We start from the raw sequence: 23281 nt of genomic DNA on the forward strand, positions 1-23281 counted from the left end.
GATCACCAGTACTTGGCCGGACGGCCGAGGCCGGGATCGGCGTCGATCGTGTACTCGGCCATGTCGATGCCGTGGCGGGTGAGCGTGGCGTACCAGCGCCCTTCGGGCAGTCGCTCCACGGTGGCCAGCCCGCGCGCATGCAGATAGTCCAGCGCGCGCCGCACCTCCAGGGCGGTGGCATCGGGGTAGACGGCCTGGGTCACGGCCAGTACCTGCTCCTCCCAGGCGCCCTCGGGGCGCGCGTGGTTCAGGGTCAGGATGCCGTGCCAGCGGATGTTCTCGCGGCGCACGCGTTCCGGATCAATGGTCACGATTCGCCTCCACTCGGGTCTGCTCCAGCTTGCCGGCCAGCGCGTCGAGCTTGGCCTCGATCACGCTCTGGCCGCGTACGTAGTCGTCCCGGCGCACGTACTGCACCGGGATCTCGGCTTTCAGGTTGAGCAGGTCCCGCTCCACCCGAGCCACTTCCTGGCTTTTCTCTTTGTGGCTGGCATCGAGGTCGTTCAGCCGCCCATCCAGGTGGTGCTGGTAACGGTCCAGCAGCCATTTGATGATCCAGAACAGCACGCCGCTCCAGGTCACGAACAAGCTGGCCAGCACCCCGATGCCGCGCCAGTCGATCACAAACTCCATCATTCCCCCTGGGTCCTTTCATGCCGGCTCTGGCAGTCGATGCAGCGGCCGTAGCCGAGCCGTGCCCGCTTGGGCATGGGTTCCTCGCATTCGGCACAGCAGGGCTGTCCGTCGATCATCACGGGCGCCGTGCCGCGATCGCGATTCCGCATCCGGTCCAGCGCGTGCTCGAGCTCGGCCGCGACCTGCTTTTCGGAGCTGACCACATAGCGTTCGTCAAAAGGCATCAGCGCGGCTCTCCGTGCGTACTCTCGATCACCGCTTCGAGCTGCTCGGCATACTCGCGGCGCAGACGATCGCGCTGGACCAGCGCGCGGTAGTCGTCCTCCGCGAGGCATTGCAGGGCCTCGCCCTGGATCGCGGGCAGTTCGGGGCGGGGTGGCATCGGCAGCGGTGCGGTCACGTACTCCACCCGCGGGGTGGCGCACCCGGCGAGCACGCCGGCGGCCAGCACTAGAACGAGTGCGGCCCTCACCAGTCGTTCTCCAGGTCGCGGCGATCCTTCGTGTCCGGCTCGCGCCGCTCGGACTCCTGGCGCTGCTCGGTCTTGCGCAAGCGCTCGCTGGCACGGGCCTGGGTCTGGCTGGCTTGCTCATTGCGATTGGCCCGCTCGGATTCGCGATCGGCGCGCTCCCGCTCGCGATCCCCGCGAGCCTTCAGGCCATAGGCGATCGCCGCAAACAGCAGCCCGATCAGGCCGAGCACCCCCTCAACCATTCCCATGGGAGACCCCCTTTTCCAGGTCCTTGGCTTTCCACTCGCGCCCGATCCAGATCGCCAGGATCAGGGAGACGGCCGGGCCGTATTCGGCGGCGGTCATGGCCGGCATGGTGCCGAGCGGCCCGAGCTCCAACCCGCCCAGGGCAAACCGCACCGTGACCACCAGCCACGACACGGCCACGAAGGGGAGCGTGCGGCTGGGCTTGCCGCGGGTATCGAGTAACGAGATCACGAGGCCACCTCCAGGATCTGATCGGGCTCGGGCTCCATGCCGCGTTCCAGCCAGCCGGCCACGTCGAACCCGGGGCACCGCTTGTTGGCGGGCACGTCGCGGTGGCCGATGATGGTCACCTCGCCCGGCAGCTTGTCGCGCAGGCGGCGCACCTGGCAGGCGAGCTGATCCCACTGCGCCTGGGTAAAGCGGTCGGTGCCGATCAGGCAGATGCCAACGGAGCGGCCGTTCATGGCGGGGCCGGCATGCGCGCCGGTTTCCAGCAGACCCCGGCCGGCGGCCACATGACCGTCCAGCTCAATCACCCAGTGGTAGCCGATGTGATGCAGATCGTTGGCGCCGCCATGCGGGGCACCGCGACGCCAACCGTTGCGGGCGTGCCACTGGTCGATGTCGGCGGCCGTGTCCGCGCGGCCGTTGGGGCTCGCGGAACAGTGGATGATGAGGTGATCGATCGCGTCGATCGGGCGGGCTCGGCTCACGGGGTGTCCCTGCGGTTACGATGTACCGGCAGGGTAGAAATGCGCCCGGGGTCAGGCGGCGGTGAACGGCTTCACGGGGAGGGTGCGGGGCGGTTTCGGGGTGCGGATCGGCGCATCATAGACGCCGTGATGGCGGCGCGCCAGAGGGGCCTATGGGGCGGCGTTGAAGAGGCTTTGCTGCGCACTCGGGTCGGCGTGGCGCGAGCGCGCCCGGATGTTCTTGATCTGGCGTTCGGTCAAATGATAGCGCAGCGCCAGATGGCGGGCGCTCCACCCGGCCTCGGTCAGGGCACGGACTTCCTCGTCACGCGCGGCCCGCAGGGCGTCCACGCAGCGGGGCACCACGACGCGCTCGCGCTGGTAGTGCTGGGCCAGTTGCCGCGCGGCGCTCCAGCCCAGGGCCTGCACCAGGCGGTGATCGTCGCGCAGGTACTGCGGCTGGGGCACGTGCACCGTGGTGCCGCCGGCGGTGTCCACCAGCGCCTGAAGCGCCGGCAGGCCGATGATGTCGGCCAGCTCGGCCGCTTGCGGCGGCAGACAGTCGTAGACGGCGTTCCAGTCGGTCACGGCATCAGGCCCTCGGGACGTGTTCCAGGATGTCCGCTGGCTGCGGCCAGCGGCTGGTGCGCTCGCCGGTCATGCGAAACGCCAGCGCCAGACGCTCGGCCCCGCGAAAGCGGCAGTCCTCGCGCCACTCCCGGCGCGGGTACAGGGCGTTGATCCAGTGCGGAATGACCTCGCCCCACAGATCGGCCGCCGGCTGGCCCTCCAGCGAGCGCAACACCAGCTCGCGCAGGCCGGTGCACACGGCGCGCACGAACCACTCGGGCCGGTCGTCGCCCGCCTCGGTCGGGTAGGCCTCCAGCATCTGGAGGATCTGCCCGCCCTTGGAGCGCGGCGCGGCCGGGGCCGGGGCCGTCTCGGCACTGGGGCCGGAGGATACGCCCCGCACGGTCACGCTCTCCAGTACACGCGAGAGGTACTGATGGTTGGTGAGCGGGCGCCAGCCGCCGGCTTCCTGCTTGACGCGCATCGCTTCCACCGTATCGGACAGCGCCTGCCCCAGCCGCGCCGGATCCGCATCCAGGGCCAGCGTCTCGCGCGCCAGGCGCAGGGCGCGTTCCCAGGCGAGCGCCCGGGTCTTGGGGCGGAACAGCCCCAGGTAGCGCGCCAGCGGGCGGCTGACGTCGCGCGGCTGATCGGCCAGCAGCGCCATCAGGTCGCGCGCGGCCTCGTCCTCCAGTACCGCCTCGACGCTGGACTCCGTGTAGCAGGTGGGGCAGCGCAGGCGCATCAGGCGGATTCCTCGGTTTGCTTGGGCATCAGGCGATTACGGCGCACCGTCAGGGCGGTGATCACCTTGTGGAGCTGGTCGGTCGGGACCCACTCGACGCGGTCCACCCCGCACACGCGGCGGGCGATGGTGTCGGCGTACTGCCAGGGCACGGCGCGTTGCTGGAGGTTGCCGATATCGGCCAACAGGGCCTCGATCTTGGCGATCTGCGGGCTGCGCCCGGAGGGGGCAGCGGGGCGCTTGCGGCCGTAGCGCTCGCCCCAGCCAAGCTGGCGCATCCGGGTCAGTACCTTGCGCCGGCCGTCCGCCGTCAGGTGCGCGGCGCTGGTCACGCCGGCCACCTGGGTGAGCAGGCCTTCGTAGGTGGCACGGTCCAGACCCAGCGCCTTGGCGGCCATGTGGATCTTGGCGAGGTCCTTGCGGCGGCGGTCATCCGGCATGGCACACCTCCGCGCGGCGGTCCTTGTAGGGCTTGCGGCCGTCGCGGCGCTCGCGGTCACAGGCCTTGCAGTAGTTGTGCACGCCGCCGGACTTGCGCGGCGTCCACTGCCAGAACTCGGTATCCAGCGGCCAGTACTGGGCGCAACGGCTGCACAGCCGCTCCATGCCGATGGCGGTGATGCGAAAGCGCCCGGAGTCGAGCCCGCGCCGGATCTGCGCGGGGGTGAACACGGGGCAGCAATGGCCATCGCGCAGGGCCGGGCGTGCGCGCCGCGCGGTCACGATGCACTCCGGATCAGGCGGTAGTGCCACAGCCCGTCGATCACGCGGGCCTCGATGTGCTCGCCGTTGGCGCGCAGCTCGGAGACGATGCTGTTCACCGCGCACACCTGCGCGCCGAGGATGATCTCCATGGTGCTGTGCGGTTCTCCGTCCTCCAGCAGGTTCAGGACGCGCTGCAGGCGGGGCGAGTGGGACAGTCGGGCGGCGTGCATGGCGGGCCTCCAGGGTCAGTACGGTGCGCAGGCGCGATGAATCACGCGGAACGGGACGCCCTCGCGAGCGGCGCGCCAGCCCAGCAGGAAGGCGGTGCGCAGGACGGTCTCGTCCTCGCGCACGCCCACGCGTGCCTCGGCCTGCGCGACGGTCTGTTCCGGGCGTTCCTCGAAGGCGCGATGCCCCGCCTGCCAGGCGAGGTCCGCGCTCTGCGGTGCAGGTGTGCTCATCAGGGTCCCCTCCTAAACGGCCGCGAGGTCGAGCGGGATGGGCCGGTACTGGTCGGTCCCGTCGCGGCGCTCGTACACGCGGATGTACACGGCGGTGCCGGTGGTCTGGATCGAGTCGCGCAGGGCTTCCATGGCGCGCTCCCAGTCCCCGTCCTCGATCTCCAGGCGCAGGAGCTCCAGCACGGCCGTGGTCTTGATCTGGCCCTGGCTGTCGGTCCGGAATGCGCGATCCACCAGCGCCTTGATGTTGACGTTGGCGCCTTCGCTCCAGCGCTCGATGCACTGGTTGATGAGTTCCTTGGCGGCCTCCAGCTCTTCGGTAAACGAGAGCCGTTCGGCATAGGAGCGCACCACGCGGTAGCGGCCGTCGTAGGTGGTCACGGTGACGTTGCCTTTCTTGCCGCCGAGGTGGACCTCGTAGCGGCTGGCCGCGACGCTGACCAGGTCGGCGATATCCGCCAGGGCGCGCTTTTTGAACGCCGTCAGGCGGCGGTTGAGTTCCAGCGCCTCGGCGGTCAGGTCACGCGCCGTCTGGTCGCGCAGCTTGTCGTGCTCGCGCACCTGGCTTTCCGGCACCAGGTGTCCGGCGCTGTTCTTCATGTAGCCGTCGGGGACGGCCTCGGTGTCGTAGGGGGCGGCGGTCTCGGTCATGGCTTGGGGTCTCCTTAGCTGCGAGCCGCGTGGGCGGCCCGGTCGATCCGGGCGCGCTCCTCGCGGATCAGTTGGTTCATGCGCCGCTTGACGGCGGCGCGCACGGTGGCTTGCAGGTGGGGCATGTCCAGCGCGGCCTGGCATTCGTCCAGGCCCAGCTCGGGCACACGGGCCAGGCGGCCCTCCACGGTCGGGTCCTCGGTCTTTCCGAGGCCTTCGCGGACCTGCATAAAGGGGTTTTCCGGGTGCATTACGCGCTCCTCACGACCGGGTTAATGGGCCAGCCACTGGACCTGACAGCCCATGTAGTGGGTGGCATAGAGGCGCTCGGGCGGCAGGCCAGCCCCGCGCACGCGGGTGACCTTGCATACCCGCGGCAGGTCCAGGTGGGCCGGCGGGCGGGTGATCCAGATCACGGGGTTGCGCTCGGCGGCCTCCACGCGGGTGACGGCGCAGCCCCATTCGGCCAGCAGGGTGGCCACGGTCTGCGCCTTGTTCAGCGCTTCGAGCAGGTGCTGGTTGCCCGCGCCCAGGGCGCTCGGCAGAGTCGAGGTGTGCGGCATCATGTCGCGGCTCCTGTCAGGGTGGTGGCCGGGCGGTGGAGACCGCCGGCCAGGTCGTTGGTCTCGACGGTGGCGTCCGCCCAGGTAATGCGGTGGTGCATCGCCTCGCAGGTCGGGCACACGGCAAAGGTGGTGTACGGCTCGAGCGTGGCGCTGGGCACCAGCTCCCAGAGCGCGGACGTGCACGCCGGGCAGGCGTACTCGACGGTCGCCTGGCCGCTGGCCTGCACCCGCGCGAGACGGGCGCGGTCCTCCGCCACGCGGGGATCCATGGGGGCAGCAGTCAGCACGGCTCACCTCCCCGGCGCTCGTTCCACGCGAGCACTTCCTCTTCGGTGGGCAGGCGGTCGAGCCGGTCGCAGGTCTCCACCTCGTAGTCGTCGCCGTCCTCGCCCAGGTCCTGGTCTTCGGCGTGTTGCAGGGCGGCCTGCTGGGCCGCGTTCTCGTTGGGCGCCGCCACGGTGATGCGGCAATAATCGCGGTGGCACTCCAGCCAGCTCACGCGCACCTGAAATACCTTCAGGTCGTCGGCCTTCACCGGGATGGTGATCGGCGTCTCGCCGCCGAACAGGTCGGGATGCAGCGGGCCGGGCACGTAGGCCACGGCGGTGTCATGGGTCTGCATGGTCAGTACTCCTTGGGCAGATGGCTGTTGAGGCAGCCGCTGCGGCAGGCGTAATAGAGCTGCACGCGCGAGGGGTTGGTGGCCGCGAACTCGCGGTCCTGGTGGCGCAGGCAGGCATCGCGCGGGATGTCGCCGAGGATCGGGCAGTCCACGGTGATGCCCAGCAGGGCGCCCTCCACGACTTCGCGCACGCGCTCGACATTGCCGCCGTAGGTTCCGCGCAGGACCTGGTTGATCACGGCCGGGCTGTAGCCCAGGGCGCGGGCGACGGTGGCCTGACTGCCGGTGCGCTGGCACTCGGCGCGCAGGGCGTCGAGCCATTCGTTGGGTGCTGCGGTCACTTCAGTCATCGGTGGCCTCTTTCGATTCGGGGTACAGGGTCTGGTGGGCGTTGGCGTCGTACACGCCGCCGTGCATTTGCGTGCGCGGGGCGTAGGGCCCCAGGTCGCGGATCAGCGCATAGCGGCCTCCCGCCCCCGGCACACCCGGCCGATGCCCGCAATGGCGGCGCACGACACCGACCCGGCGCAGGGCCCGCACGTAGCACGAGACGTTGTGGTACTGCGCCTCGGCGGTGGCGGCGAGCGTGGCCAGGTCGAACTGGCGCAGCACGCGAATGGACTGCCAGATGCGGGCGCGGGCGCTGCGCGCGGGGTGTGGCGGTACGCGCGGTGGGCTCATACGACGCACCATTACCGACCCCCGAATGCCGCGATCTTGCCGGGGCGACGGGCACCGGCCCCCGCCCGCTGGCGCGGCTCGGCACGCGGCAGGAAGAACCCTTCATCCCCCAGCGTCCAATCCCCCAGGGTCATGCTGTCCAGGCTGCGGGCGCGGCCGTGCTGCTCGATGCGGCCCAGCCCGACGGTGATGCGGCGGACCTCGCCACCGGCGGCGCGGTGCAGCCGTTCCAGCAGGTCGTCCGCCACCGGGATTTCGCACAGGCCATCGGCCAGGGCGCGGGCGTCCTCCAGGTCCGCCGGGCCGAACTCGACCCATTGGGCGATGCGGCCGGAGAGCTGCTGGCGCTGCCCGAGCTTCCTTTGAATTCCGGCCATGCCGATCAGCACGACCGGCACGGTGGAGAGGTCGTGAATGTCGCGCAGGGTCTCGGTCAGCCGGGCGCGCTCGGCGATGTAGTCCGCCTCGTCGACGAACAGCGGGCGGTTGCTGGTGGCCAGCCCCTCGACGATGCGCTCCACCATCTGCGCGCAGTTGCCACGCGCTTCCTGGTCGAGCTCGCGCAGGATGCTGCCGAGGAAGCTGGTGGGCGTGCTGGTGGCCATCGGCCGCACATACACGCCGTGCACGCGGTTGATCAACCAGGTGGCGGCGGTGGTCTTGCCGTAGCCGGTGGGGCCCCAGATCAGCCCCATGCCGGGCATGCCCATGCTGCGGTAGATCAGGGCGTCGCTCGCCTCGGACAGGCGAACCACGTTTTTGACGGGCACAATGCGGTGTCTCATAATTGCCTCACTAGGTAGTTGCAGGCCGTGCCAGCGGCCTTGTGTGGGGGGCGGGTCATTCCGCCCCTTCCTTTTGGCCCCCGCCCATGAACGGGCGGGCGCCATAGTCCTCGTACACCAGATACCGGCCGCGAAATTCGCTGGTGTCCTCGTAGCGTTGCTTCCAGTAGCGGTCGGTCTCCGGCAGTTCGGCGCCGTCCAGCTCCTGCTCGTGCAGGCGGATCCAGCGGCGGAACCGGTCCTCGGCCGTCTCGTCCTGGATCTGGTCTTCGCGCAGCAGCTCGGTCACCTCGGCCAGGGCCTGTTCATCGACCGGCGCCAGCTCCGGCGGCTGGTCGATCCGCTCGCGCGCGTCGGCGGCTTCGCGCGCGGCGTCGATGCCGTCGCTGGTGTGCTCGGTCTCGGGCCGGGGGAACGCGGCGATCTTGTCGCGGTCCTCGCGGCTGGCCGCCACGATCTCCTGCGCCACGTCGCGCACCCGCTCCTGCTTGGCCACCTCGCGCAGGCGGCGGCGCTCTGCCTCGACGCGCTTGGCCTGGCGCCGGCGCTGCTCCTGGGCCACTTCCTTGCGCGAGACGCCGGACACGCTCGGGTCCTCGGCAATGCACAGGAACTCGCCGTGGTGGTACACGTAGATCCGGCCGTAGTCGGTCTCGTCGTAGCGCACGTGCACGGTCTCGCCGCGGATGTCCGCCAGCTCGGGCGCGTCGTAGATGCCGTGATCCAGGTGGATGCCTTTCTTGCGCACGCGCCGCTGGCCTTCGCCCGGGGCCTCGGCCAGCAACACGTCCAGGGCACGCTCGTCCTGCACCCGGCGGATCACGCCCGGCGCGGCCTGGGCAGCCTCGAACGGCGTCGTGCCGTCCAGCCCCTTGTGCGGGCGGTGGTGATAGATGTTCTGGACCCAGTCATCGGCAAATTCCTGGAACGCGGCGGCCGTCATGCGCAGCTCCATCGCCTCGCCCTTGCGGAACAGCCGCTCGGAGAAGGCGCGGCGCTCCTCCAGCGCCTGGCGCTCGCCGACCGAGTGCCCGATGTATCCGGGCAGCAGCTCGACCAGGTCGTGCTGGAACGTGCGAAAGAACTTCTCGATGTGCGGCTTCTGCCAGGGCTGGAAGGGTTGGCAGCAGTGCTGCTCGATCCCCAGCCCCTGGAACACGCGGCGCATGTGGTGGCTGGTGTAGTCGGAGCCGTTGTCCGTCTTGGCGATCTCCGGGGCGCCCCAGTCCAGCAGCGTGCGCCGGGTCAGGCTGGCCACGGCCACGGCATGGCTGGTCTTGCTCACCAGCAGCTTGACCCGGCGGGTGGCCACGTCGATCACCCCAATCAGGGCATGGCGCCCGTCCTCGAGCATGATGTCGCCGGGCGTGGAGTCCAGCTCCCAGACCTGGTTGACCCGTTCGGTGCCCTCGCTCGCCGAGCCGGTGGCCGTCATGTAGCGGCCCTTCCATTCGTCCGGGTTGCGGATCCGCGTGAGCACTTCGTGCTGGCGCTCGCGGTAGGCCTTCAGCCAGCGCTGTACCGCGCGCCTGGACGGCATGCGCAGGTCCTCACGCCCCCGGAACCGAACATGGATCGCGCGCTCCAGTTGCGTCGCCCGGCACTCCGTGTACTCGGAGATGAACGCCTCGGCGAACCGGAACAGCTCCGGCTGATCCTCGATCGCGGACTGCTGGATCGCCTTGTACTGACCAGCCAGCGCAGCCGGCCCCTCGTTCTCCAGCTTGCGCGCCCAGCGGTAGAGGCTCGCCGACGAGATATCCGGCCCCAGCACCTCGCGGGTGGCGGGCGTCACATCCAGCTCGCCCGCGTTGTAGCGCTCCACCACCAGGCTGATCGCCCGCTTGTGCGACAGGGCCGCGTTGCGGCGCAGCCGCGCCACCGCGTCCAGCACCTCCAGCCGCGCATCCATGCGGGCCTGCTCCTTGGCGCCCAGACCCACCATCGCGGCCAGGCCCGCTTGCCGCCCGGCCCAGGCCTGCTCGGCGCTCACCTGCTCGGTGGCGCGCAGCTTGCGCGCGGCATCCGCCCCGCTTCGAGCATCCGGGTCCGAACGCAGCGCCAGCGCCGTGCGGGTTTCTGCGGGTAGGCTATCGATGGGGTATTCCCACCCCTTACCGTGGCGTCGCTTGCGGCGATCGATGCCGGCATTCTCTGCCCACTTGTGCACCCCTCGCTCGGTGCTCGGCATACCCGGCTGCCCGGCCAGCTCCTTAGCGGTGAACCACTGATCAGCCATGCTCCACCCCGTGGCGCGCAGGCCCGGTCATGGCTACGCTGTCCGGGCCAACCACCCAGGAGCACGCACCATGGACAACACCCCCGACGAATCGAAGACGGCAATGTGGGTCCTTCACGGCCTGATTTCCGCACTGAGCAAACATCATCCTTCTCTCCCCTGGGGCATCAGCGAAGCCCTCTCGACCATCCCGGAAGGCGACCTTTCGGCCGAGTCCAAAGAGGCCCTGGAAACAGCGCGCCAATGGGTCTGGTTCACCTTCACGGAGAAGGCGCCTCCTCACTGACGCCGTAGCCATGGCGCGCCTTGATCGCGCGCACCTTGGCGTTCATTTCGTCGTAGGGCTCCCTGGCCTCGGCGCTGCGGCGGATCTGCTCGGCGATCTCCGCGCGGCAGGCCTCGTTCACCACCGGGACGGGGAAAGGCAACCCGCCCAGCGTGGGGCGCTCGATCTGTTCTGTACTCATCACTCACCTCCAAAGGGCGCCCGCTCGGGCGCTTGGTCATTGCGGGGTAATACCTGGGGCATGGCGATGGACCACGCTTCAGCCACGGTCCACCCCGTTCGATTGGCGGGGGCGCACCCCTTCGCTACCGTTGGCGGTACCACCCGAACCAACCGACGAAGGAACGCCCCCAATGAACAGGCAGAAAGCTGGAATCGAACTCGCCATGCAGCTCATGGAAGAGCGCATGGGTCGCCCCATGGACAGTTGCTCGCCAACCCCTCTGTCTCCATGGGAAGTGCTGTCGGAGCTCTGGCCCATGAACGAAATCTTCCGGCCGCATATCCATAAAATCCGGACAATTCCGTACCGCAGCCGGGCGGAAAAAGCGGCCGATCGAGCCCTAGAGCACTTTGCATGGGCTCCCGAATCCACGACGTGGGCCGAGATCAACGGATCCACGTGGCGCGTTTTGCTCGAGCGGCACCAGCAGATATTGGTAATGGCTTCTGCGCTTGAGGCTCGGGGCGAACGCGTCATGACGCACCTCCCGGATGCGCTCCCCGATGGCGCTCGATTGCCTGCTCTAACGCTGCTTTGGCTTCACGGAATGCAGCTCCCGTTTCCAGTCCGTGATCGATCTCGGCTCGAATTGCCTGAATCAGGTCTGGATCCGTCGTTTCGGCTGCAGTGAATGCCCGCACCTGGTCGCGCTCGAGCCCGGCGGCAGTCATGCCCCGCCCCCGAACAACTCCAGCTCCGGCGCCTCACTCTTGCTCACGTTCACCCGGTGCTTCGCCAGCTCCGTCATGGCGGCGGTCACCCCACCGATCACGGCGTCATCGTCCAGGTCGCCGTGATAGAACTGCGTCAGTAGTTGCACCGCGTCCTGGAGCTTCGCGTTCAGCGCGAGCAGGTCATCGCCCCCGGCGGCACTCCCGCTCGGGATGTCCACCACCAGCTTCCGCGCGCTATGGCCGATGTACTCGGTCACATACGTGGCGTCGCAGGCGAACTCGAACGGGCGGATGCGCGAGCTGGGCATCGAGCCCTCGCTCATCCACTTGTAGATCGTCCACTCGCTGATCCCCATCAGCTCCGCCACCCGCGCCACACCGCGGTTGTGCCGGTGCGCGGCCCAGTCCAGGCACAGCCGGATGGCCTCCTGCATCGTGTGCGGGTACACCCGCTTCCAGTTCCGGCGCTTCACTTGCACCCCTCCCGGCCCGCAGGCCTCCAATCAAATCCCGGCCCAGCACCTAGGCGGTCCACCGCCGGGCGCCTAAAGTCGATGTAAGCCCAGTTCAAAAGCGCTTCGTTCATGCCGCATCCACGTTCACGTTCGTGTCGGAAGCCGCACTTTTGCGGTCGGGATTTAGCGGGAAAGTGCTATCCTGACTGGAGCATGTGCGAGTCCTGCGCCGTTTTTGGCGCGATGGCCAGATGCTCGCGGGGTCCACCCCGATCGCTTCGGCGATCAGGCGCTCCGCCTTCGGCCACGGCCGGGCCAGCGCAGAGCGCAGCACCGTCGGCGCATAGCCGTGGTGCTGCGAAAGGCGGCGTAGGGACCACCCGGCCTTGCGCAGGGCGGCGACGATATCGGCGGGATGCCAGTCCACTGGATCCGCCGTTTTTTTGGCTTCGTCTCGTGCATTCATGGAGCCATGCTAACGCAGATGTTCTAGGTCCGGCAAGACTTTTTGCCAGTTCCGATTCAGATAATCTGCAACCTCGCATCAGAAATACTCTAGGTTCCTGATATGACAGATAAAAACAGAGAATCGGAACAGAGAAATGAACGGGAAGATCGAGTTCCGATTCTCCGGGCGGGAATCGGAACTCGAATAAAGGCCGCTTCGGAGCGGGTGGGGTCTAGACGATCTGCGGCATTCGCGGCTGGCGTGTCGGAGGATATGCTGTATCGCTACATGCGGGAGAAGGCAGCACCATCATTCAGTGCCATGGCCGGCCTCGCTCAGGCAGCCAATGTGCGCCTTGAGTGGCTGGCCACAGGCGAGGGCCCAATGGAGCGCCCTGGAGAGGAGCGCGGAATCAGCAGCGGCTTGCGCGCCTACGCCGAACGCGAGATGGGCCCGGACGCAAATGAGGAAGACATACAGGAGTTCGCTCGGCGCGTGGCCGGGGCAAACCTGAAGCCCAGCGCCCACGCGGTCTCCGAGCCACCGGCGCTCCCCACACCCGCACCCATCGAGACTACCCAGCAGGCGCTCGAAGTCGTAGAAGAGGCAATGGGCGTGGTGGGCTACGACCCGGGCAGCCGCGCCATGACGCGTTTAATGGGGATGCTGCTCGACCAGGACATCAAGCCCGAGGCGCTACCTCGCATCCTCGAAATCCTCCGAGACCACGAATCAACCAGGAACGGCAACACCTGAAGAAGTTCATGGCGGTCAATGTTCGGTGAGGCGAAAAGATGCTGACAAGCCGAACGAATACTTCGTCTCATCAATCACTTGGGCGTAACTTTGACGCGTCCATCTTCAGAAAGTCAGAAGGTCAAACTTCAGGCCGGGAAGGTTGACGCGTTCGGTGGGCGCACTTCCGATGCTTTGTGGCGATCCCACGCCGCTGATGACCAGAACTGGAACCCAGAACCTATATCACTCCCGTGACGCGTTTTCGGCCCTTTATGCCGAAACCGGTATCAAACCACCTGTCGCGCACCCCGTCCCGAATCGACCCCATAACCGCCCCTCAAAGCCGCATCACAGAGCCATTCCAGCCCATTTCATCCAACCACTTCCCACAAAGTCCCACGTCTCAAACCGTCTGTCGGGGCACAGGTTTCCCTCGCTCCGAGGCTTTTCGCGGGCGGCGCTGAACTCGCTGCGCCTGCGGCTCCGCTCAGACATCCAGCGCCCCGTGTCTATTTAGAATCGTCCCGCGAAAAGCCTCTCCACTCGGCGCGACGACAACGGGGAGGTAGGTCAAACAACGGCTGGCCTGACAATTGTGCTCATGGATAAAGACTAGGTCTTCGAACATCCTGGGCACGCTCGGCCCCTGGCCGTTGCGTGCCGCGCCCGCGAAGCGGGCGCCGGGGGGCGTAGGATGCCGATGAGCGTAGCGAATCGCATCAGGGTGTCGCACGGCGTGGGGAACGGTGCGTTTCGCTGCGCTCAACCGCACCCTACGGGATACCGTCTGTTTTGACCTTCTCCTCCCGTATGAAGCCCCTCGCGGAGGGCGTGATGGGCCGGGAGAAGGCGCTGGATGTCTGAGCGAAGCCGCAGGCGCAGCGAGTTCAGCGCCGCCGGCCCAGCGCGTCCGGAGCGAGGTTCCCGGGCGGAATCCGGGGGCCCTTCTTTGGGTACTTTCTTGGGCAAGCAAGAAAGTACCTCGCGGCGCGCTGGCGAGTCAGCGCCTGGCAGTATGCGGACCGAAGCCACCGTAAACACCGGATGACGAACCAGGGCCAGCCTGCACGGCAGACAGCCGGCCAACGGCATATCCCCCGGGCGGCCAGCGCGCCGCGCCGTTATAATGCGCGGCTTTCCCCACACTCCGACCCGAGCGCGCCCGCGATCATGGACAAGAGCTTCGACCCGAAAAGCATCGAACAGACCCAGTACGACCGCTGGGAGGGCGCGAACGTCTTCGCGCCGCCGGCGACGGGCGAGGCCAACTACTGCATCCTGCTGCCGCCACCGAACGTGACCGGCACCCTGCACATGGGGCATGCCTTCCAGCACACCCTGATGGACACCCTGATCCGCTACCGGCGGATGCACGGCGACCGCACCCTGTGGCAGGGCGGCACCGACCACGCCGGGATCGCCACCCAGATGGTCGTCGAACGCCAGCTGGCCGCCTACGGCAAGGGCCGCCACGACCTCGGGCGCGAGAAATTCCTCGAGGCAGTCTGGGACTGGAAGGCCGAATCCGGCGGCACCATCACCCGCCAGATGCGCCGCCTGGGCGATTCCATGGACTGGTCGCGCGAGCGCTTCACCATGGACGAAGGGCTGTCCGACGCGGTGCGCGAGGTCTTCGTGCGCCTGCACGAGGAGGGCCTGATCTACCGCGGGAAGCGCCTGGTCAACTGGGACCCGGTGCTGCACACCGCGCTCTCCGATCTCGAGGTCCTGTCCGAGGAAGAGGTCGGCCACCTGTGGCACTTCCGCTACCCGCTGGCGGACGGCTCCGGGCACCTGACCGTCGCGACCACCCGCCCGGAGACCATGCTGGGCGACACCGCCGTCGCGGTGCATCCGGAGGACGAGCGCTACCAGCACCTGATCGGCAAGACCATCCGGCTGCCGCTGGTCGGGCGCGAGATCCCGATCATCGCCGACGACTACGTCGAGGCCGAGTTCGGCTCCGGCTGCGTGAAAATCACCCCGGCGCACGACTTCAACGACTACGCGATGGGGCAGCGCCACGACCTGCCGGTGATCAACATCCTGACCATCGACGCCTGCATGAACGACAACGTGCCGGCCGCCTATCGCGGGCTGGACCGCTACCAGGCCCGGCAGAAGGTTGTCGGCGACCTGGATACAGAAGGACTGCTCGAAAAGATCGACGACCACAAGCTGATGGTCCCGCGCGGCGACCGCTCCGGCACCGTGGTCGAGCCTTATCTGACCGACCAGTGGTACGTGAAGGCCGGCCCGCTGGCCGAACCGGCGATCAAGGCAGTGGAGGACGGCCGCATCCGCTTCGTGCCGGAAAACTGGTCGAAGACCTACTTCGAGTGGATGCGCAACATCGAGGACTGGTGCATCTCGCGCCAGATCTGGTGGGGCCACCGCATCCCGGCCTGGTACGACACCGACGGCAACGTGTACGTCGGGCGCTCCGAGGACGAGGTGCGCGCAAAGCACGGCCTGAGCGCGGACGTGGTGCTCGAACAGGACGAAGACGTGCTGGACACCTGGTTCAGCTCGGCGCTGTGGCCGTTCTCCACCCTCGGCTGGCCGGAGCAGACGCAGGAACTGAAGGATTTCTACCCGACCAGCGTGCTGGTCACCGGCTTCGACATCATCTTCTTCTGGGTCGCCCGCATGATCATGATGGGCGAGCACTTCATGGGCGATGTCCCCTTCCGCGAGGTCTACGTCACCGGCCTGATCCGCGACTCGGAAGGCCAGAAGATGTCCAAGTCCAAGGGCAACGTGATCGACCCGATCGATCTCATTGACGGCATCAGCGCCGACGACCTGGTGGCCAAACGCACCCGCGGCCTGATGCAGCCGCAGATGGCGCAGAAGATCGAAAAGGCCACGCGCAAGGCCTTCCCCGACGGCTTCCCCGCCTTTGGCACCGATGCCCTGCGCTTCACCCTGGCGGCACTCGCCACCACCGGGCGCGATATCAAGTTCGACCTCGGCCGCATCGAGGGCTACCGCAACTTCTGCAACAAGCTGTGGAACGCCTCGCGCTTCGTGCTGATGAACGTCGAGGGCCACGACTGCTCCGCCGCGGCCGATACCGCGGAGCACCGCACGCTGGCCGATCGCTGGATCCTTGACCGCCTGGCCGCCACCGCCGCGACCGCCACGGCGCAGCTCGATGCCTACCGCTTCGACCTCGCCGCGCAGACGCTCTACGAGTTCACCTGGCACGACTACTGCGACTGGTACCTGGAGCTGACCAAGCCGGTGCTGAACGACGACGCCACGCCGGAGGCGGTCAAGCGCGCCACGCGCAATACCCTGGTCACCGTGCTCGAAGCCCTGCTGCGCCTGCTGCACCCGGTGACCCCGTTCATCACCGAGGCCATCTGGACCAGTGTGAAACCGCATGCCGGCATCACGGATGACATCGAATTCCTGGTGCAGCGCCCCTGGCCCGGCCGCGACGGCTTCCCGCGTGACGCGACCGCCACGGCCGAGCTCGACTGGGTCAAGGACTTCATCACCGGGCTGCGCCGCATCCGCGCGGAGATGGACATCGCCCCCGCCAAACCGCTGCCGGTGCTGGTAAAGAACTGGACCGACGCCGACCAGGAGCGCTACACCCGCCACCGCGGCCTGCTGGAGTTCCTCGCCAAGCCCGAGAGCGTCACCTGGCTGGACACGGCCGACGAGGCCCCGGAATCGGCGATGGCCCTGGTCGACGACATGCAGCTGCTGATTCCGCTGGCCGGGCTGATCGACAAGGACGCCGAGCTCGCACGCCTGGACAAGGAAATCGGCAAGCTCGACAAGAACCTCGAACAGAGCGAGCAGCGGCTTTCCAACGCGAGCTTCGTCGACCGCGCCCCGGCCGAGGTGGTGCAGAAGGAACGCGACCGCGTCGCCGAGATGCACGCCACCCGCGACCAGCTGGCCGCCCAGCGCGAACGCATCCGCGCGATGTGAGGGCGCTGTTCACCACGAGGCACACGCAAAAGACCGGAAAAGCATTTACGGGAGACGGGAAGGGTCTTGGCTCGTGGGTCTAACAAGACGCTGATCGCTCTTGCCCGCCTTCGTGTCTTCGTGCGCTTCGCGCTTGAAGAACATCAACTGATCCGTTCGAGCATGCCCCGGTGGCGGATCAGGCGCGCCAGCGTGCGGCCGGTGTGGTACCAGTGCAGCATCCAGCATTCGCGCGCCAGTCGCGCCGCCGATACGGTGGAGCCCGGCTCCGCCGGACAGGGGCAGACGCGCAATCCCATGCCGCGCGCGATGGCAACCGCCCGGGCGAGATGAAAGCGACTGGTCACCAGCACCAGGGGCGCATCACCGGCCTCCGCCGTCGCCGTCAGCAGATCGCGCGCATTGCGCAGATTCTCCAGCGTATGCCGCGAGGCGTCTTCGGTACGGATGCGCGTCGCCGCGATCCCGTGGTGTTGCAGAAAGGCCGCGCCCGCGGCGGCCTCGCTGGGAGCCCCGACGGAGGTCTGCCCGCCCAGCACCAAGATCCGGGCATCGGGGTTCCGGCGCGCCAGACGCACGGCACGCAGCAGGCGCAGGCGGTAGCCCGGACCGGGCGCGCCCGACTCCAGCTGCTGCCCCAGCACCAGGATGCAGTCCCCGCGCCCGGGGCAGCGCCGCCGCCGCGACCAGTGCACGGTGTAGAGCCACAGCGCCAGCCAGGACAAGCCGCCGGTGGCCAGGATGATCAGATTCGACAGCGCAAAGGTCGCCAGGCCGTCCGGCCCGATGCGACCCAGTCCGACGCGCACCTCGTCCACGGGAGCCTTCTCAGGCCTCGTCTTCGGGCGTGGTGCCGCCGGTGAAGTGCAGCCGCGCGTTGCGCCGGCGCCGCGCCCAGAAGGCCAGGGCCCGCGGCAGGTTCAGCGCCATCTGCACGTAGTACACCGTCTTGAAGGCGCGCAGGGACCACTGCACACGGGTATTGCGGTAGACATCCCCGGCCAGCAGCGAGATCACCGCCTGCTCCATCCCGAAGGTATTGCGCGGACCCATGAACAGCTTGCGCATCACCGGGCTGTTGAAGCGGTAGATCAACCAGGAGAAACGGCGGACGCCACGGCGCACGTCGCGCTCAAAAGCACGCAGATAGCGTGCGGAGCGCGCCGGATGCTCCAGGCAGCGATCCACCGCATCGGCGGCGCGGAAGCCCCCCGACATCGCGATATAGACCCCGCTGGAGAACACCGGGTCGACAAAGGTGAACGCATCGCCGACCAGCAGATAACCCGGGCCGTGGGCCTGACTGGAGCGGTAGGAGAAATTGCCGGTGGCGTTGACCGGGCCGGCCAGCTCCGCGCCCTGCATGCGCTCGAAGGCCGGCGGGCAGAGCTTCAGCGTGTCCCACAGGAACGTCTCGGGCTTGGTCTTGCGCGTCTTCAGGTATTCGGGAAAACAGACCGCGCCCACGCTCATCGCCCCGTCGCGCAACGGGATCATCCAGATCCAGCCGTGCTGGAACCAGTAGATACTGATGTTGCCGGCATCGCGCCCGGCACGCCGCGGCACGTTGTTGAAGTGCCCGAAGATCGCGGCGCTGTTGTGTTCCGGGTTGCGCGCCTTCAGGCCCAGACGGCGCGCCAGGAAGGTATCGCGACCGGAGGCGTCGACCACGAAATCGGCCTCGAACTCCAGCGTGTTGCCGGATGCATCGCGCGCGGTGACCTGCTGGGTCCCGCCCTTGGCGGGATCGGCCAGGGCGACATCGAAGACGGTGACCTCTTCCAGCACCCGCACACCCAGGCGGGCGCTGTTTTCCAGCAACAGGTGGTCGAACTCCGAACGCCGCACCTCGCATGCCGACGCGGGTGTGTCGTCGTTCAGGGCACGCTCGAAGTAATAGGTTCGCGGCGCGTCGGGCGCCTCGGGGATGGTGAACTCGGCCCCGTGCTTGGGGATGCCGATTGCCGCGATGGCCTCGGCCACGCCCAGTTCCTCGAACAACGGCATATTCATCGGCAGCAGGGATTCGCCGATGTGGAAGCGCGGATGCCGGGCCTTTTCCAGCAGCACCACGTCGCGCCCCTTCTGCGCCAGTCGGGAGGCCACCGTGGAGCCGGCGGGGCCTCCTCCGATCACCACCACCTGGCAGCGCCCGTCGGTTACGGCTTCCTGTCCCGGTTGTATCAAATCACGTCTCCGCTTGCCCGCCCGCAACCCCAGAAAGGCGACCCGGTCTGGTCGCGAGGGTACCACGGCCCCTCGGGTGTGGGTATCATCGGCGCCCACAGCAGGGTGACCCTCGCGCGAACGGCAAGTTCGGAGGCGATCACAAAATGCGCACATCACTGCACCGGGGGAACACGTGCCATCACAAACAGCGTTCGAACAGGAAGTCGCTCAACTGATCGTGGACAGCCTTAATCTGGAGGAGGTCGCGCCGGAGGAGATCGAGCCGGAAGATGCGCTGTTCCGTGAAGGACTGGGGCTGGATTCCATCGATGCCCTGGAGCTGGCCCTGGCCATCTCCCGCGCCTACGGCGTCCAGATCCGGTCGGACGACGAAAACAACCGCGAGATCTTCGCGTCCTTGCGGGCGCTGAGCGCCCATATCGAGGCCAACCGAGCCACGTCGTGAACACCCCACTCGCCGCCTGCGTGGCCCTGAGTTATCCGGTCGCGGTCGTCCTCGGCGTGACCTTCGAGATCCCGCTGGTGCCGCTGGCGATCCTGGCCAGCCTGATCCTGGTGGCTGCATGGGCCTCGCTGGCCACCACCGGACGTGGCGTGCTGGCCGCGAGCCTGGCCGTGGGCATAAGCCTGTTGCTCCTCGGCGGGATGGCCACCTGGCTGCTGTATGCTTTGCCGGTGCTCATCATGGGGCTCTTGTCGCTTCTGTTCGCGCGTTCGCTACGCAGCGACTCTACCCCGCTGATCACGCGCTACGCCCTGGCCATGGGGGCCTCCGACACCGCCGCGGTGCACCGCTACACCCGCAACCTCACCATTACCTGGGCCCTGCTGTGTGCCGGACTGGCGATCGTGTCCGCCTGGCTGGCGCTGTTCGCCACCGCCACCACCTGGGCCCTGTTTGCCAACGGGATCAACTACCTTTTTCTGGCCGGCCTGTTCCTGCTGGAGTATCCGCTGCGCCGCTGGCTCCTGCGCGACGAGCCGCACAACGGCTTCCTGGCCTATCTGATGGAGCTGGCGCGGGTCGATCACCACCGGATGCTGAGGCACCCGTGACAGATACCCCGCAGGTCACTCGACCACTGATCGCCGACACGCCTGCCCCGCTGGCGCGCATCGGCGACCGGGCGATCTCGCGTGCCGCCTTCCTCGCCGACGCACAGGCGCTGGCCGCACGCCTGCCGCAGGCGCGGGCGGCCTTCAACCTGTGCCAGGACCGCTACCACTTCGCGGTCGCCTTTGCCGCCATTCTGCTGCGCGGCCAGGTCAATCTGCTGCCCCCGAACCGCGGGAGCACCACCCTGGCCGAGATCGCCAGCCAATACCCGGACGCGCCTGCCCTGGTCGACGGCCCGGATGCCGAGATCGCAATCCCGATCCTGCGGGTGTCCGCCTGCGGCGCAGCCGGCGAGGCCACCGGGGCGATCCCCGAGATCCCCGCCGACCAGACCGCCGTTCTGGCCTTCTCCTCCGGCAGCACCGGCACCCCCACGGCCCATGCGCGGACCTGGGAGGCCCTGCATGCTGTCACCTGGCAGGCGCTGGAATGCTTCGATCTGGTGGATGGCTCCGGACCGACCCTGATCGGCACGGTCCCGCCGCAGCACATGTACGGCCTGGAGTCCACGCTCCTGTACGCCCTGCTGGGGCACGCCACCCTGCTCGCCGGACGCCCGTTCTACCCCGAGGACATCCGTGCCGCACTGGCGGACTGCACCCCGGCCGTTCTGGTAACCACACCTTTTCATCTGAGCGCCTGCCTGCGTGCGGGGCTGGAGTGGCCGACCCCGGAACGCATCCTCTGCGCGACCGCGCCCCTGGACCCGGAAACGGCCGGCCAGGCCGAACGGGTGTTCGGCTGCCGCCTGGACGAGATCTACGGTTGCACCGAGGCCGGCGCCATTGCAACCCGCCGCACCACCCGCGAATCCGACTGGACGGCCTACCCCGGGGTGCAACTGCATCGCAATGACGACGGCCTCGCGCGCGTCCAGGGACCCCAGCACCCCGAAGCGGTCCCGCTTCCGGACCACATCGAGGTCCGGGACGTCAGCCACTTCCGCATGGAGGGGCGCCTGGCCGATCAACTGAACATCGCCGGCAAACGCGCCTCCCTGGCCGATCTCAACCGCCGACTCAACGCAATCCCCGGGGTGCTCGACGGGGTGTTCATTCCGCCGGGCACCGATCAGGACACGCACGGCGTGACCCGGCTGGCCGCCCTGGTGGTGGCACCGGATCGCAGCGCGGCCGAAATCCAGGCTGCACTGGCCGAGTGCATGGACCCGCTGTTCCTGCCGCGCCCGCTGGTCCGCGTCGATCATCTGCCGCGTTCGGCCACCGGCAAGCTGCCACGCCAGATCCTGCTGGACCTGCTCGCCCATCACGGCCAGTGCGCCTGAGCCGCCCGCCCTGATGCAGACCCTCATCCAGTCCACCATTCGCCGCATCGGGGCCGGTCACCCATCCCTGCCCGGGCACTTCCCCGGTCACCCGGTGGTGCCCGGCGTGGTCATCCTCGACCAGGTCGCGGCGGTGGCCCACGCCCACGGTCTCGGGCCGGTCGAGGCCCTCCCCCAGGTCAAGTTCCTTGCACCCCTGGGACCCGAGACGGCATTCCGGGTCGAGATCGATCCGCCCGGACACGGCGGCCGTCAGGCCTTCCGCGTACTCGCGGCGGATGGCGAGGCCCCCGTCACCTTCTGTGCCGGCCAACTGATCACGACTCACGACACCGCGGACGCATGAGCCGCGGCTGGTTTCAGCAGGCGGAACGGGGCTCGCCCCTGGCCCTGCGCATCATCCTCTGGGTGGCCCTGAATCTCGGGCGCCGCGCCAGCCGCACCCTGCTCTACCCGATCACGGCCTACTTCCTGCTGTTCGCACCGCAGTCGCGCCGCCACAGTCGCAACTACCTGCGCCGGGTCCTGGGGCGCGAACCGCGCCTGGGCGATTTGGCCCGGCACCTGCACTGCTTTGCGGCGGTCATCCTCGACCGCGTCTTCCTGCTCGCCGGCAAGGACGCCTGTCTGGACATCCAGGTACACAACCGCGAGACCTTCCTGGAACACGTGGACAGTGGCCGCGGCGCGATCCTGCTGGGCGCGCACCTGGGCAGCTTCGAGGCCTTGCGGGCGCTGGCGGTAGGCAAGTACGACTTTCCGGTCAAGGTCCTGATGTACAACGACCACAACCAGAGCATCACCCAGGTCCTGGAGGCCCTGAACCCCGAGGTCGCCGCGTCGGTGATCCCGCTGGGGCGTACCGAGACCCTGATCCAGGCCCGCGAGTGCCTGGATCGCGGCGAGCTGATCGCAACGCTGGGCGACCGCGTCGCCGAGAGTGACAAGATGGTCGCCTGCAACTTCCTCGGCGACACCGCGCTGTTCCCGCAAGGGCCGCTGCTGCTGGCCGCGGTGCTCAAGGTCCCGGTGATCCTGTGCTTCGGGCTCTATCGCGGGGGCAACCGCTACGATATCGTCTTTGAACCCTTCGCCGAGACCATCGAGGCCCCACGCGGGCAGCGCGATGCAGCCCTGGCACACTGGGTACAGCGCTACGCCGATCGCCTCGAGGCGCGGGTGCGCGAGGCCCCTTACAACTGGTTCAATTTCTATGACTTCTGGGACGATGCATCCAAATAGGCGAGGCCACGGCTTTGGCCCGCGTATCCGCCAGTCCGGCATCACGCTGATCCTGGCCTTGGGTCTTCTCGTCCCTGTTTCGGCCCTGGCCAACGACACCCTCGGCGCCTTGCTCAAAGCCCTGACCACCGAGCGCGCGGCGACCCTCGCGTTCGAAGAGCGCCGCGACGACCCGATGCTGGAATTCCCGGAGACCCGCTCGGGCTCCCTGGCCTTCGAGCCCCCCGATACCCTTACCCGCCAGGTCGACGGCCCGCGTGGCGAGACCGTGCACATCGAGGGTGACACCCTCACCCTGGAACGTCGCGGCTCCAGCCGCGAGATCGACCTCAACGAACAGCCCGCCCTGGCCACCCTGGCCGGGTTGTTCCGCGCCCTGCTGACCGGCGACCGCGAGACCCTGGAGGCCGACTTCGAGATCGGCGTATCGGGGGACATCGACGCCTGGACCCTCGCGCTCGTCCCGCGGGATCGTGCCCTGCGCCGCATGGTCCCCGAACTGACCCTGAGAGGCGCCGGCGGCGAACTGCACGAACTGGTCACCATCGAGGCTGGCGGCCACCACAGTCGCATGCGCTTCGAACCGCCACAGTACGCGGACTAG

General features: G+C 68.1%; 37 protein-coding genes and 1 pseudogene. 11 read left to right on the forward strand and 27 right to left on the reverse strand.

Going from position 1 to position 23281, the window contains the following annotated elements:
* Window positions 1-2: 2 nt before the first annotated feature.
* From F792_RS0107880 to F792_RS14190, 22 genes are all read right to left on the reverse strand, one after another.
* Window positions 3-311, reverse strand: coding sequence for a hypothetical protein (locus F792_RS0107880; protein ID WP_018169104.1), 309 nt, complete (start codon window positions 309-311; stop codon window positions 3-5).
* A complete protein-coding gene (locus F792_RS0107885) occupies window positions 301-636 on the reverse strand; it encodes a hypothetical protein (protein ID WP_018169105.1) in 336 nt (111 codons plus the stop codon). The genes F792_RS0107880 and F792_RS0107885 overlap by 11 nt, the downstream gene beginning before the upstream one ends.
* On the reverse strand, window positions 633-860 hold the full coding sequence (locus tag F792_RS14170) for a hypothetical protein (RefSeq protein ID WP_018169106.1): 228 nt from the start codon (window positions 858-860) through the stop codon (window positions 633-635). The genes F792_RS0107885 and F792_RS14170 overlap by 4 nt, the downstream gene beginning before the upstream one ends.
* Window positions 860-1108: a hypothetical protein gene (locus F792_RS0107895; RefSeq protein WP_196799412.1), complete on the reverse strand. Its 249-nt coding sequence runs from the start codon at window positions 1106-1108 to the stop codon at window positions 860-862. Before F792_RS0107895 ends, F792_RS14170 begins: the two co-directional genes overlap by 1 nt.
* Window positions 1105-1356, reverse strand: a complete 252-nt coding sequence (locus F792_RS0107900) for a hypothetical protein (RefSeq protein ID WP_156000303.1) — start codon at window positions 1354-1356, stop codon at window positions 1105-1107. Before F792_RS0107900 ends, F792_RS0107895 begins: the two co-directional genes overlap by 4 nt.
* Entirely contained in the window at window positions 1343-1585 is a 243-nt protein-coding gene (locus F792_RS0107905) for a hypothetical protein (RefSeq protein WP_018169109.1), read from the reverse strand. Before F792_RS0107905 ends, F792_RS0107900 begins: the two co-directional genes overlap by 14 nt.
* Window positions 1582-2067, reverse strand: a complete 486-nt coding sequence (locus tag F792_RS0107910; protein WP_018169110.1) for an N-acetylmuramoyl-L-alanine amidase — start codon at window positions 2065-2067, stop codon at window positions 1582-1584. Before F792_RS0107910 ends, F792_RS0107905 begins: the two co-directional genes overlap by 4 nt.
* Before the next feature lie 150 nt (window positions 2068-2217).
* The gene (locus F792_RS14175; RefSeq protein WP_018169111.1) at window positions 2218-2634 is read right to left on the reverse strand and encodes a Mor transcription activator family protein; all 417 of its coding nucleotides are present in this window, start codon (window positions 2632-2634) and stop codon (window positions 2218-2220) included.
* A gap of 4 nt (window positions 2635-2638) precedes the next feature.
* Window positions 2639-3361 (reverse strand): hypothetical protein, encoded by a 723-nt coding sequence (locus F792_RS14815; protein ID WP_018169112.1) that lies wholly within the window; start codon window positions 3359-3361, stop codon window positions 2639-2641.
* Window positions 3361-3801: a gp16 family protein gene (locus F792_RS14900; RefSeq protein WP_018169113.1), complete on the reverse strand. Its 441-nt coding sequence runs from the start codon at window positions 3799-3801 to the stop codon at window positions 3361-3363. Before F792_RS14900 ends, F792_RS14815 begins: the two co-directional genes overlap by 1 nt.
* A complete protein-coding gene (locus F792_RS14905) occupies window positions 3791-4084 on the reverse strand; it encodes a hypothetical protein (protein WP_018169114.1) in 294 nt (97 codons plus the stop codon). Before F792_RS14905 ends, F792_RS14900 begins: the two co-directional genes overlap by 11 nt.
* Complete coding sequence (locus F792_RS14185; RefSeq protein ID WP_018169115.1) at window positions 4081-4296, reverse strand: hypothetical protein; 216 nt, start codon at window positions 4294-4296, stop codon at window positions 4081-4083. Before F792_RS14185 ends, F792_RS14905 begins: the two co-directional genes overlap by 4 nt.
* Before the next feature lie 15 nt (window positions 4297-4311).
* Window positions 4312-4527 (reverse strand): hypothetical protein, encoded by a 216-nt coding sequence (locus F792_RS0107940; RefSeq protein WP_018169116.1) that lies wholly within the window; start codon window positions 4525-4527, stop codon window positions 4312-4314.
* Window positions 4528-4539: 12 nt separating this feature from the next.
* Window positions 4540-5178, reverse strand: coding sequence for a DUF3164 family protein (locus F792_RS0107945; RefSeq protein WP_018169117.1), 639 nt, complete (start codon window positions 5176-5178; stop codon window positions 4540-4542).
* A gap of 14 nt (window positions 5179-5192) precedes the next feature.
* A complete protein-coding gene (locus tag F792_RS0107950; protein ID WP_018169118.1) occupies window positions 5193-5429 on the reverse strand; it encodes a hypothetical protein in 237 nt (78 codons plus the stop codon).
* Between the two features lie 21 nt (window positions 5430-5450).
* Window positions 5451-5744 (reverse strand): hypothetical protein, encoded by a 294-nt coding sequence (locus tag F792_RS0107955; protein ID WP_018169119.1) that lies wholly within the window; start codon window positions 5742-5744, stop codon window positions 5451-5453.
* Entirely contained in the window at window positions 5741-6031 is a 291-nt protein-coding gene (locus tag F792_RS0107960) for a hypothetical protein (protein WP_156000305.1), read from the reverse strand. The genes F792_RS0107955 and F792_RS0107960 overlap by 4 nt, the downstream gene beginning before the upstream one ends.
* Entirely contained in the window at window positions 6025-6366 is a 342-nt protein-coding gene (locus tag F792_RS0107965) for a hypothetical protein (RefSeq protein WP_018169121.1), read from the reverse strand. Before F792_RS0107965 ends, F792_RS0107960 begins: the two co-directional genes overlap by 7 nt.
* A 2-nt stretch (window positions 6367-6368) precedes the next feature.
* Window positions 6369-6716: a helix-turn-helix transcriptional regulator gene (locus F792_RS0107970; protein ID WP_018169122.1), complete on the reverse strand. Its 348-nt coding sequence runs from the start codon at window positions 6714-6716 to the stop codon at window positions 6369-6371.
* On the reverse strand, window positions 6709-7047 hold the full coding sequence (locus tag F792_RS0107975) for a hypothetical protein (RefSeq protein WP_018169123.1): 339 nt from the start codon (window positions 7045-7047) through the stop codon (window positions 6709-6711). The genes F792_RS0107970 and F792_RS0107975 overlap by 8 nt, the downstream gene beginning before the upstream one ends.
* Window positions 7048-7058: 11 nt before the next feature.
* The gene (locus F792_RS0107980) at window positions 7059-7817 is read right to left on the reverse strand and encodes an AAA family ATPase (protein ID WP_196799405.1); all 759 of its coding nucleotides are present in this window, start codon (window positions 7815-7817) and stop codon (window positions 7059-7061) included.
* A gap of 70 nt (window positions 7818-7887) precedes the next feature.
* A complete protein-coding gene (locus F792_RS14190; RefSeq protein ID WP_081620129.1) occupies window positions 7888-10071 on the reverse strand; it encodes a Mu transposase C-terminal domain-containing protein in 2184 nt (727 codons plus the stop codon).
* A 70-nt stretch (window positions 10072-10141) separates the two neighbouring features.
* Between F792_RS14190 and F792_RS0107990 the strand changes: the two genes are divergently transcribed.
* The gene (locus F792_RS0107990; RefSeq protein ID WP_018169126.1) at window positions 10142-10357 is read left to right on the forward strand and encodes a hypothetical protein; all 216 of its coding nucleotides are present in this window, start codon (window positions 10142-10144) and stop codon (window positions 10355-10357) included.
* Here the strand turns inward: F792_RS0107990 and F792_RS0107995 are convergent.
* A complete protein-coding gene (locus F792_RS0107995) occupies window positions 10332-10538 on the reverse strand; it encodes a hypothetical protein (protein WP_018169127.1) in 207 nt (68 codons plus the stop codon). The two genes, F792_RS0107990 and F792_RS0107995, sit on opposite strands and share 26 nt — an antisense overlap.
* 298 nt (window positions 10539-10836) lie before the next feature.
* Here F792_RS0107995 and F792_RS0108000 point away from each other — a divergent pair, with 298 nt between their 5' ends.
* Complete coding sequence (locus tag F792_RS0108000; protein ID WP_156000307.1) at window positions 10837-11211, forward strand: hypothetical protein; 375 nt, start codon at window positions 10837-10839, stop codon at window positions 11209-11211.
* 36 nt (window positions 11212-11247) lie between these two features.
* Here F792_RS0108000 and F792_RS0108005 read toward each other — a convergent pair whose 3' ends face one another.
* Both F792_RS0108005 and F792_RS14195 read right to left on the reverse strand, forming a co-directional pair.
* Window positions 11248-11727: a hypothetical protein gene (locus tag F792_RS0108005; RefSeq protein WP_018169129.1), complete on the reverse strand. Its 480-nt coding sequence runs from the start codon at window positions 11725-11727 to the stop codon at window positions 11248-11250.
* Between the two features lie 109 nt (window positions 11728-11836).
* Complete coding sequence (locus F792_RS14195) at window positions 11837-12175, reverse strand: helix-turn-helix transcriptional regulator (protein WP_081620130.1); 339 nt, start codon at window positions 12173-12175, stop codon at window positions 11837-11839.
* A gap of 255 nt (window positions 12176-12430) precedes the next feature.
* Between F792_RS14195 and F792_RS0108015 the strand changes: the two genes are divergently transcribed.
* The 3 genes and pseudogenes from F792_RS0108015 (at window position 12431) to F792_RS0108020 (ending at window position 16843) form a co-directional block, all read left to right on the forward strand.
* Window positions 12431-12913, forward strand: coding sequence for a hypothetical protein (locus tag F792_RS0108015; protein WP_156000309.1), 483 nt, complete (start codon window positions 12431-12433; stop codon window positions 12911-12913).
* 587 nt (window positions 12914-13500) lie between these two features.
* Window positions 13501-13759 (forward strand): annotated as a pseudogene (locus F792_RS15000) (hypothetical protein).
* A gap of 306 nt (window positions 13760-14065) precedes the next feature.
* Window positions 14066-16843, forward strand: coding sequence for a valine--tRNA ligase (locus F792_RS0108020; RefSeq protein ID WP_018169132.1), 2778 nt, complete (start codon window positions 14066-14068; stop codon window positions 16841-16843).
* A 143-nt stretch (window positions 16844-16986) separates the two neighbouring features.
* Here the strand turns inward: F792_RS0108020 and F792_RS0108030 are convergent, their stop codons facing one another.
* Together F792_RS0108030 and F792_RS0108035 are read right to left on the reverse strand one after the other, a co-directional pair.
* Complete coding sequence (locus F792_RS0108030) at window positions 16987-17661, reverse strand: YdcF family protein (RefSeq protein WP_026305931.1); 675 nt, start codon at window positions 17659-17661, stop codon at window positions 16987-16989.
* A 10-nt stretch (window positions 17662-17671) separates the two neighbouring features.
* Complete coding sequence (locus F792_RS0108035) at window positions 17672-18985, reverse strand: NAD(P)/FAD-dependent oxidoreductase (RefSeq protein ID WP_018169134.1); 1314 nt, start codon at window positions 18983-18985, stop codon at window positions 17672-17674.
* A 220-nt stretch (window positions 18986-19205) separates the two neighbouring features.
* On the opposite strand from F792_RS0108035, the gene F792_RS0108040 reads away from it, so the two are divergent.
* The 6 genes from F792_RS0108040 to F792_RS0108065 are packed head-to-tail and all read left to right on the forward strand — an operon-like array spanning window position 19206 to window position 23281.
* Window positions 19206-19478, forward strand: a complete 273-nt coding sequence (locus tag F792_RS0108040) for a phosphopantetheine-binding protein (protein ID WP_026182088.1) — start codon at window positions 19206-19208, stop codon at window positions 19476-19478.
* Complete coding sequence (locus F792_RS0108045) at window positions 19475-20089, forward strand: hypothetical protein (RefSeq protein ID WP_018169135.1); 615 nt, start codon at window positions 19475-19477, stop codon at window positions 20087-20089. The genes F792_RS0108040 and F792_RS0108045 overlap by 4 nt, the downstream gene beginning before the upstream one ends.
* Window positions 20086-21435, forward strand: coding sequence for an AMP-binding protein (locus F792_RS0108050; protein ID WP_018169136.1), 1350 nt, complete (start codon window positions 20086-20088; stop codon window positions 21433-21435). The genes F792_RS0108045 and F792_RS0108050 overlap by 4 nt, the downstream gene beginning before the upstream one ends.
* A gap of 13 nt (window positions 21436-21448) precedes the next feature.
* A complete protein-coding gene (locus tag F792_RS0108055; RefSeq protein WP_018145364.1) occupies window positions 21449-21781 on the forward strand; it encodes a hypothetical protein in 333 nt (110 codons plus the stop codon).
* The gene (locus F792_RS0108060; protein WP_018169137.1) at window positions 21778-22677 is read left to right on the forward strand and encodes a lipid A biosynthesis acyltransferase; all 900 of its coding nucleotides are present in this window, start codon (window positions 21778-21780) and stop codon (window positions 22675-22677) included. Before F792_RS0108055 ends, F792_RS0108060 begins: the two co-directional genes overlap by 4 nt.
* Before the next feature lie 58 nt (window positions 22678-22735).
* Complete coding sequence (locus F792_RS0108065) at window positions 22736-23281, forward strand: LolA-related protein (protein ID WP_026305932.1); 546 nt, start codon at window positions 22736-22738, stop codon at window positions 23279-23281.

The organism is Thioalkalivibrio sp. ALMg9, assembly GCF_000380625.1.
GTDB classification, from domain to species: Bacteria; Pseudomonadota; Gammaproteobacteria; order Ectothiorhodospirales; family Ectothiorhodospiraceae; genus Thioalkalivibrio; species Thioalkalivibrio versutus.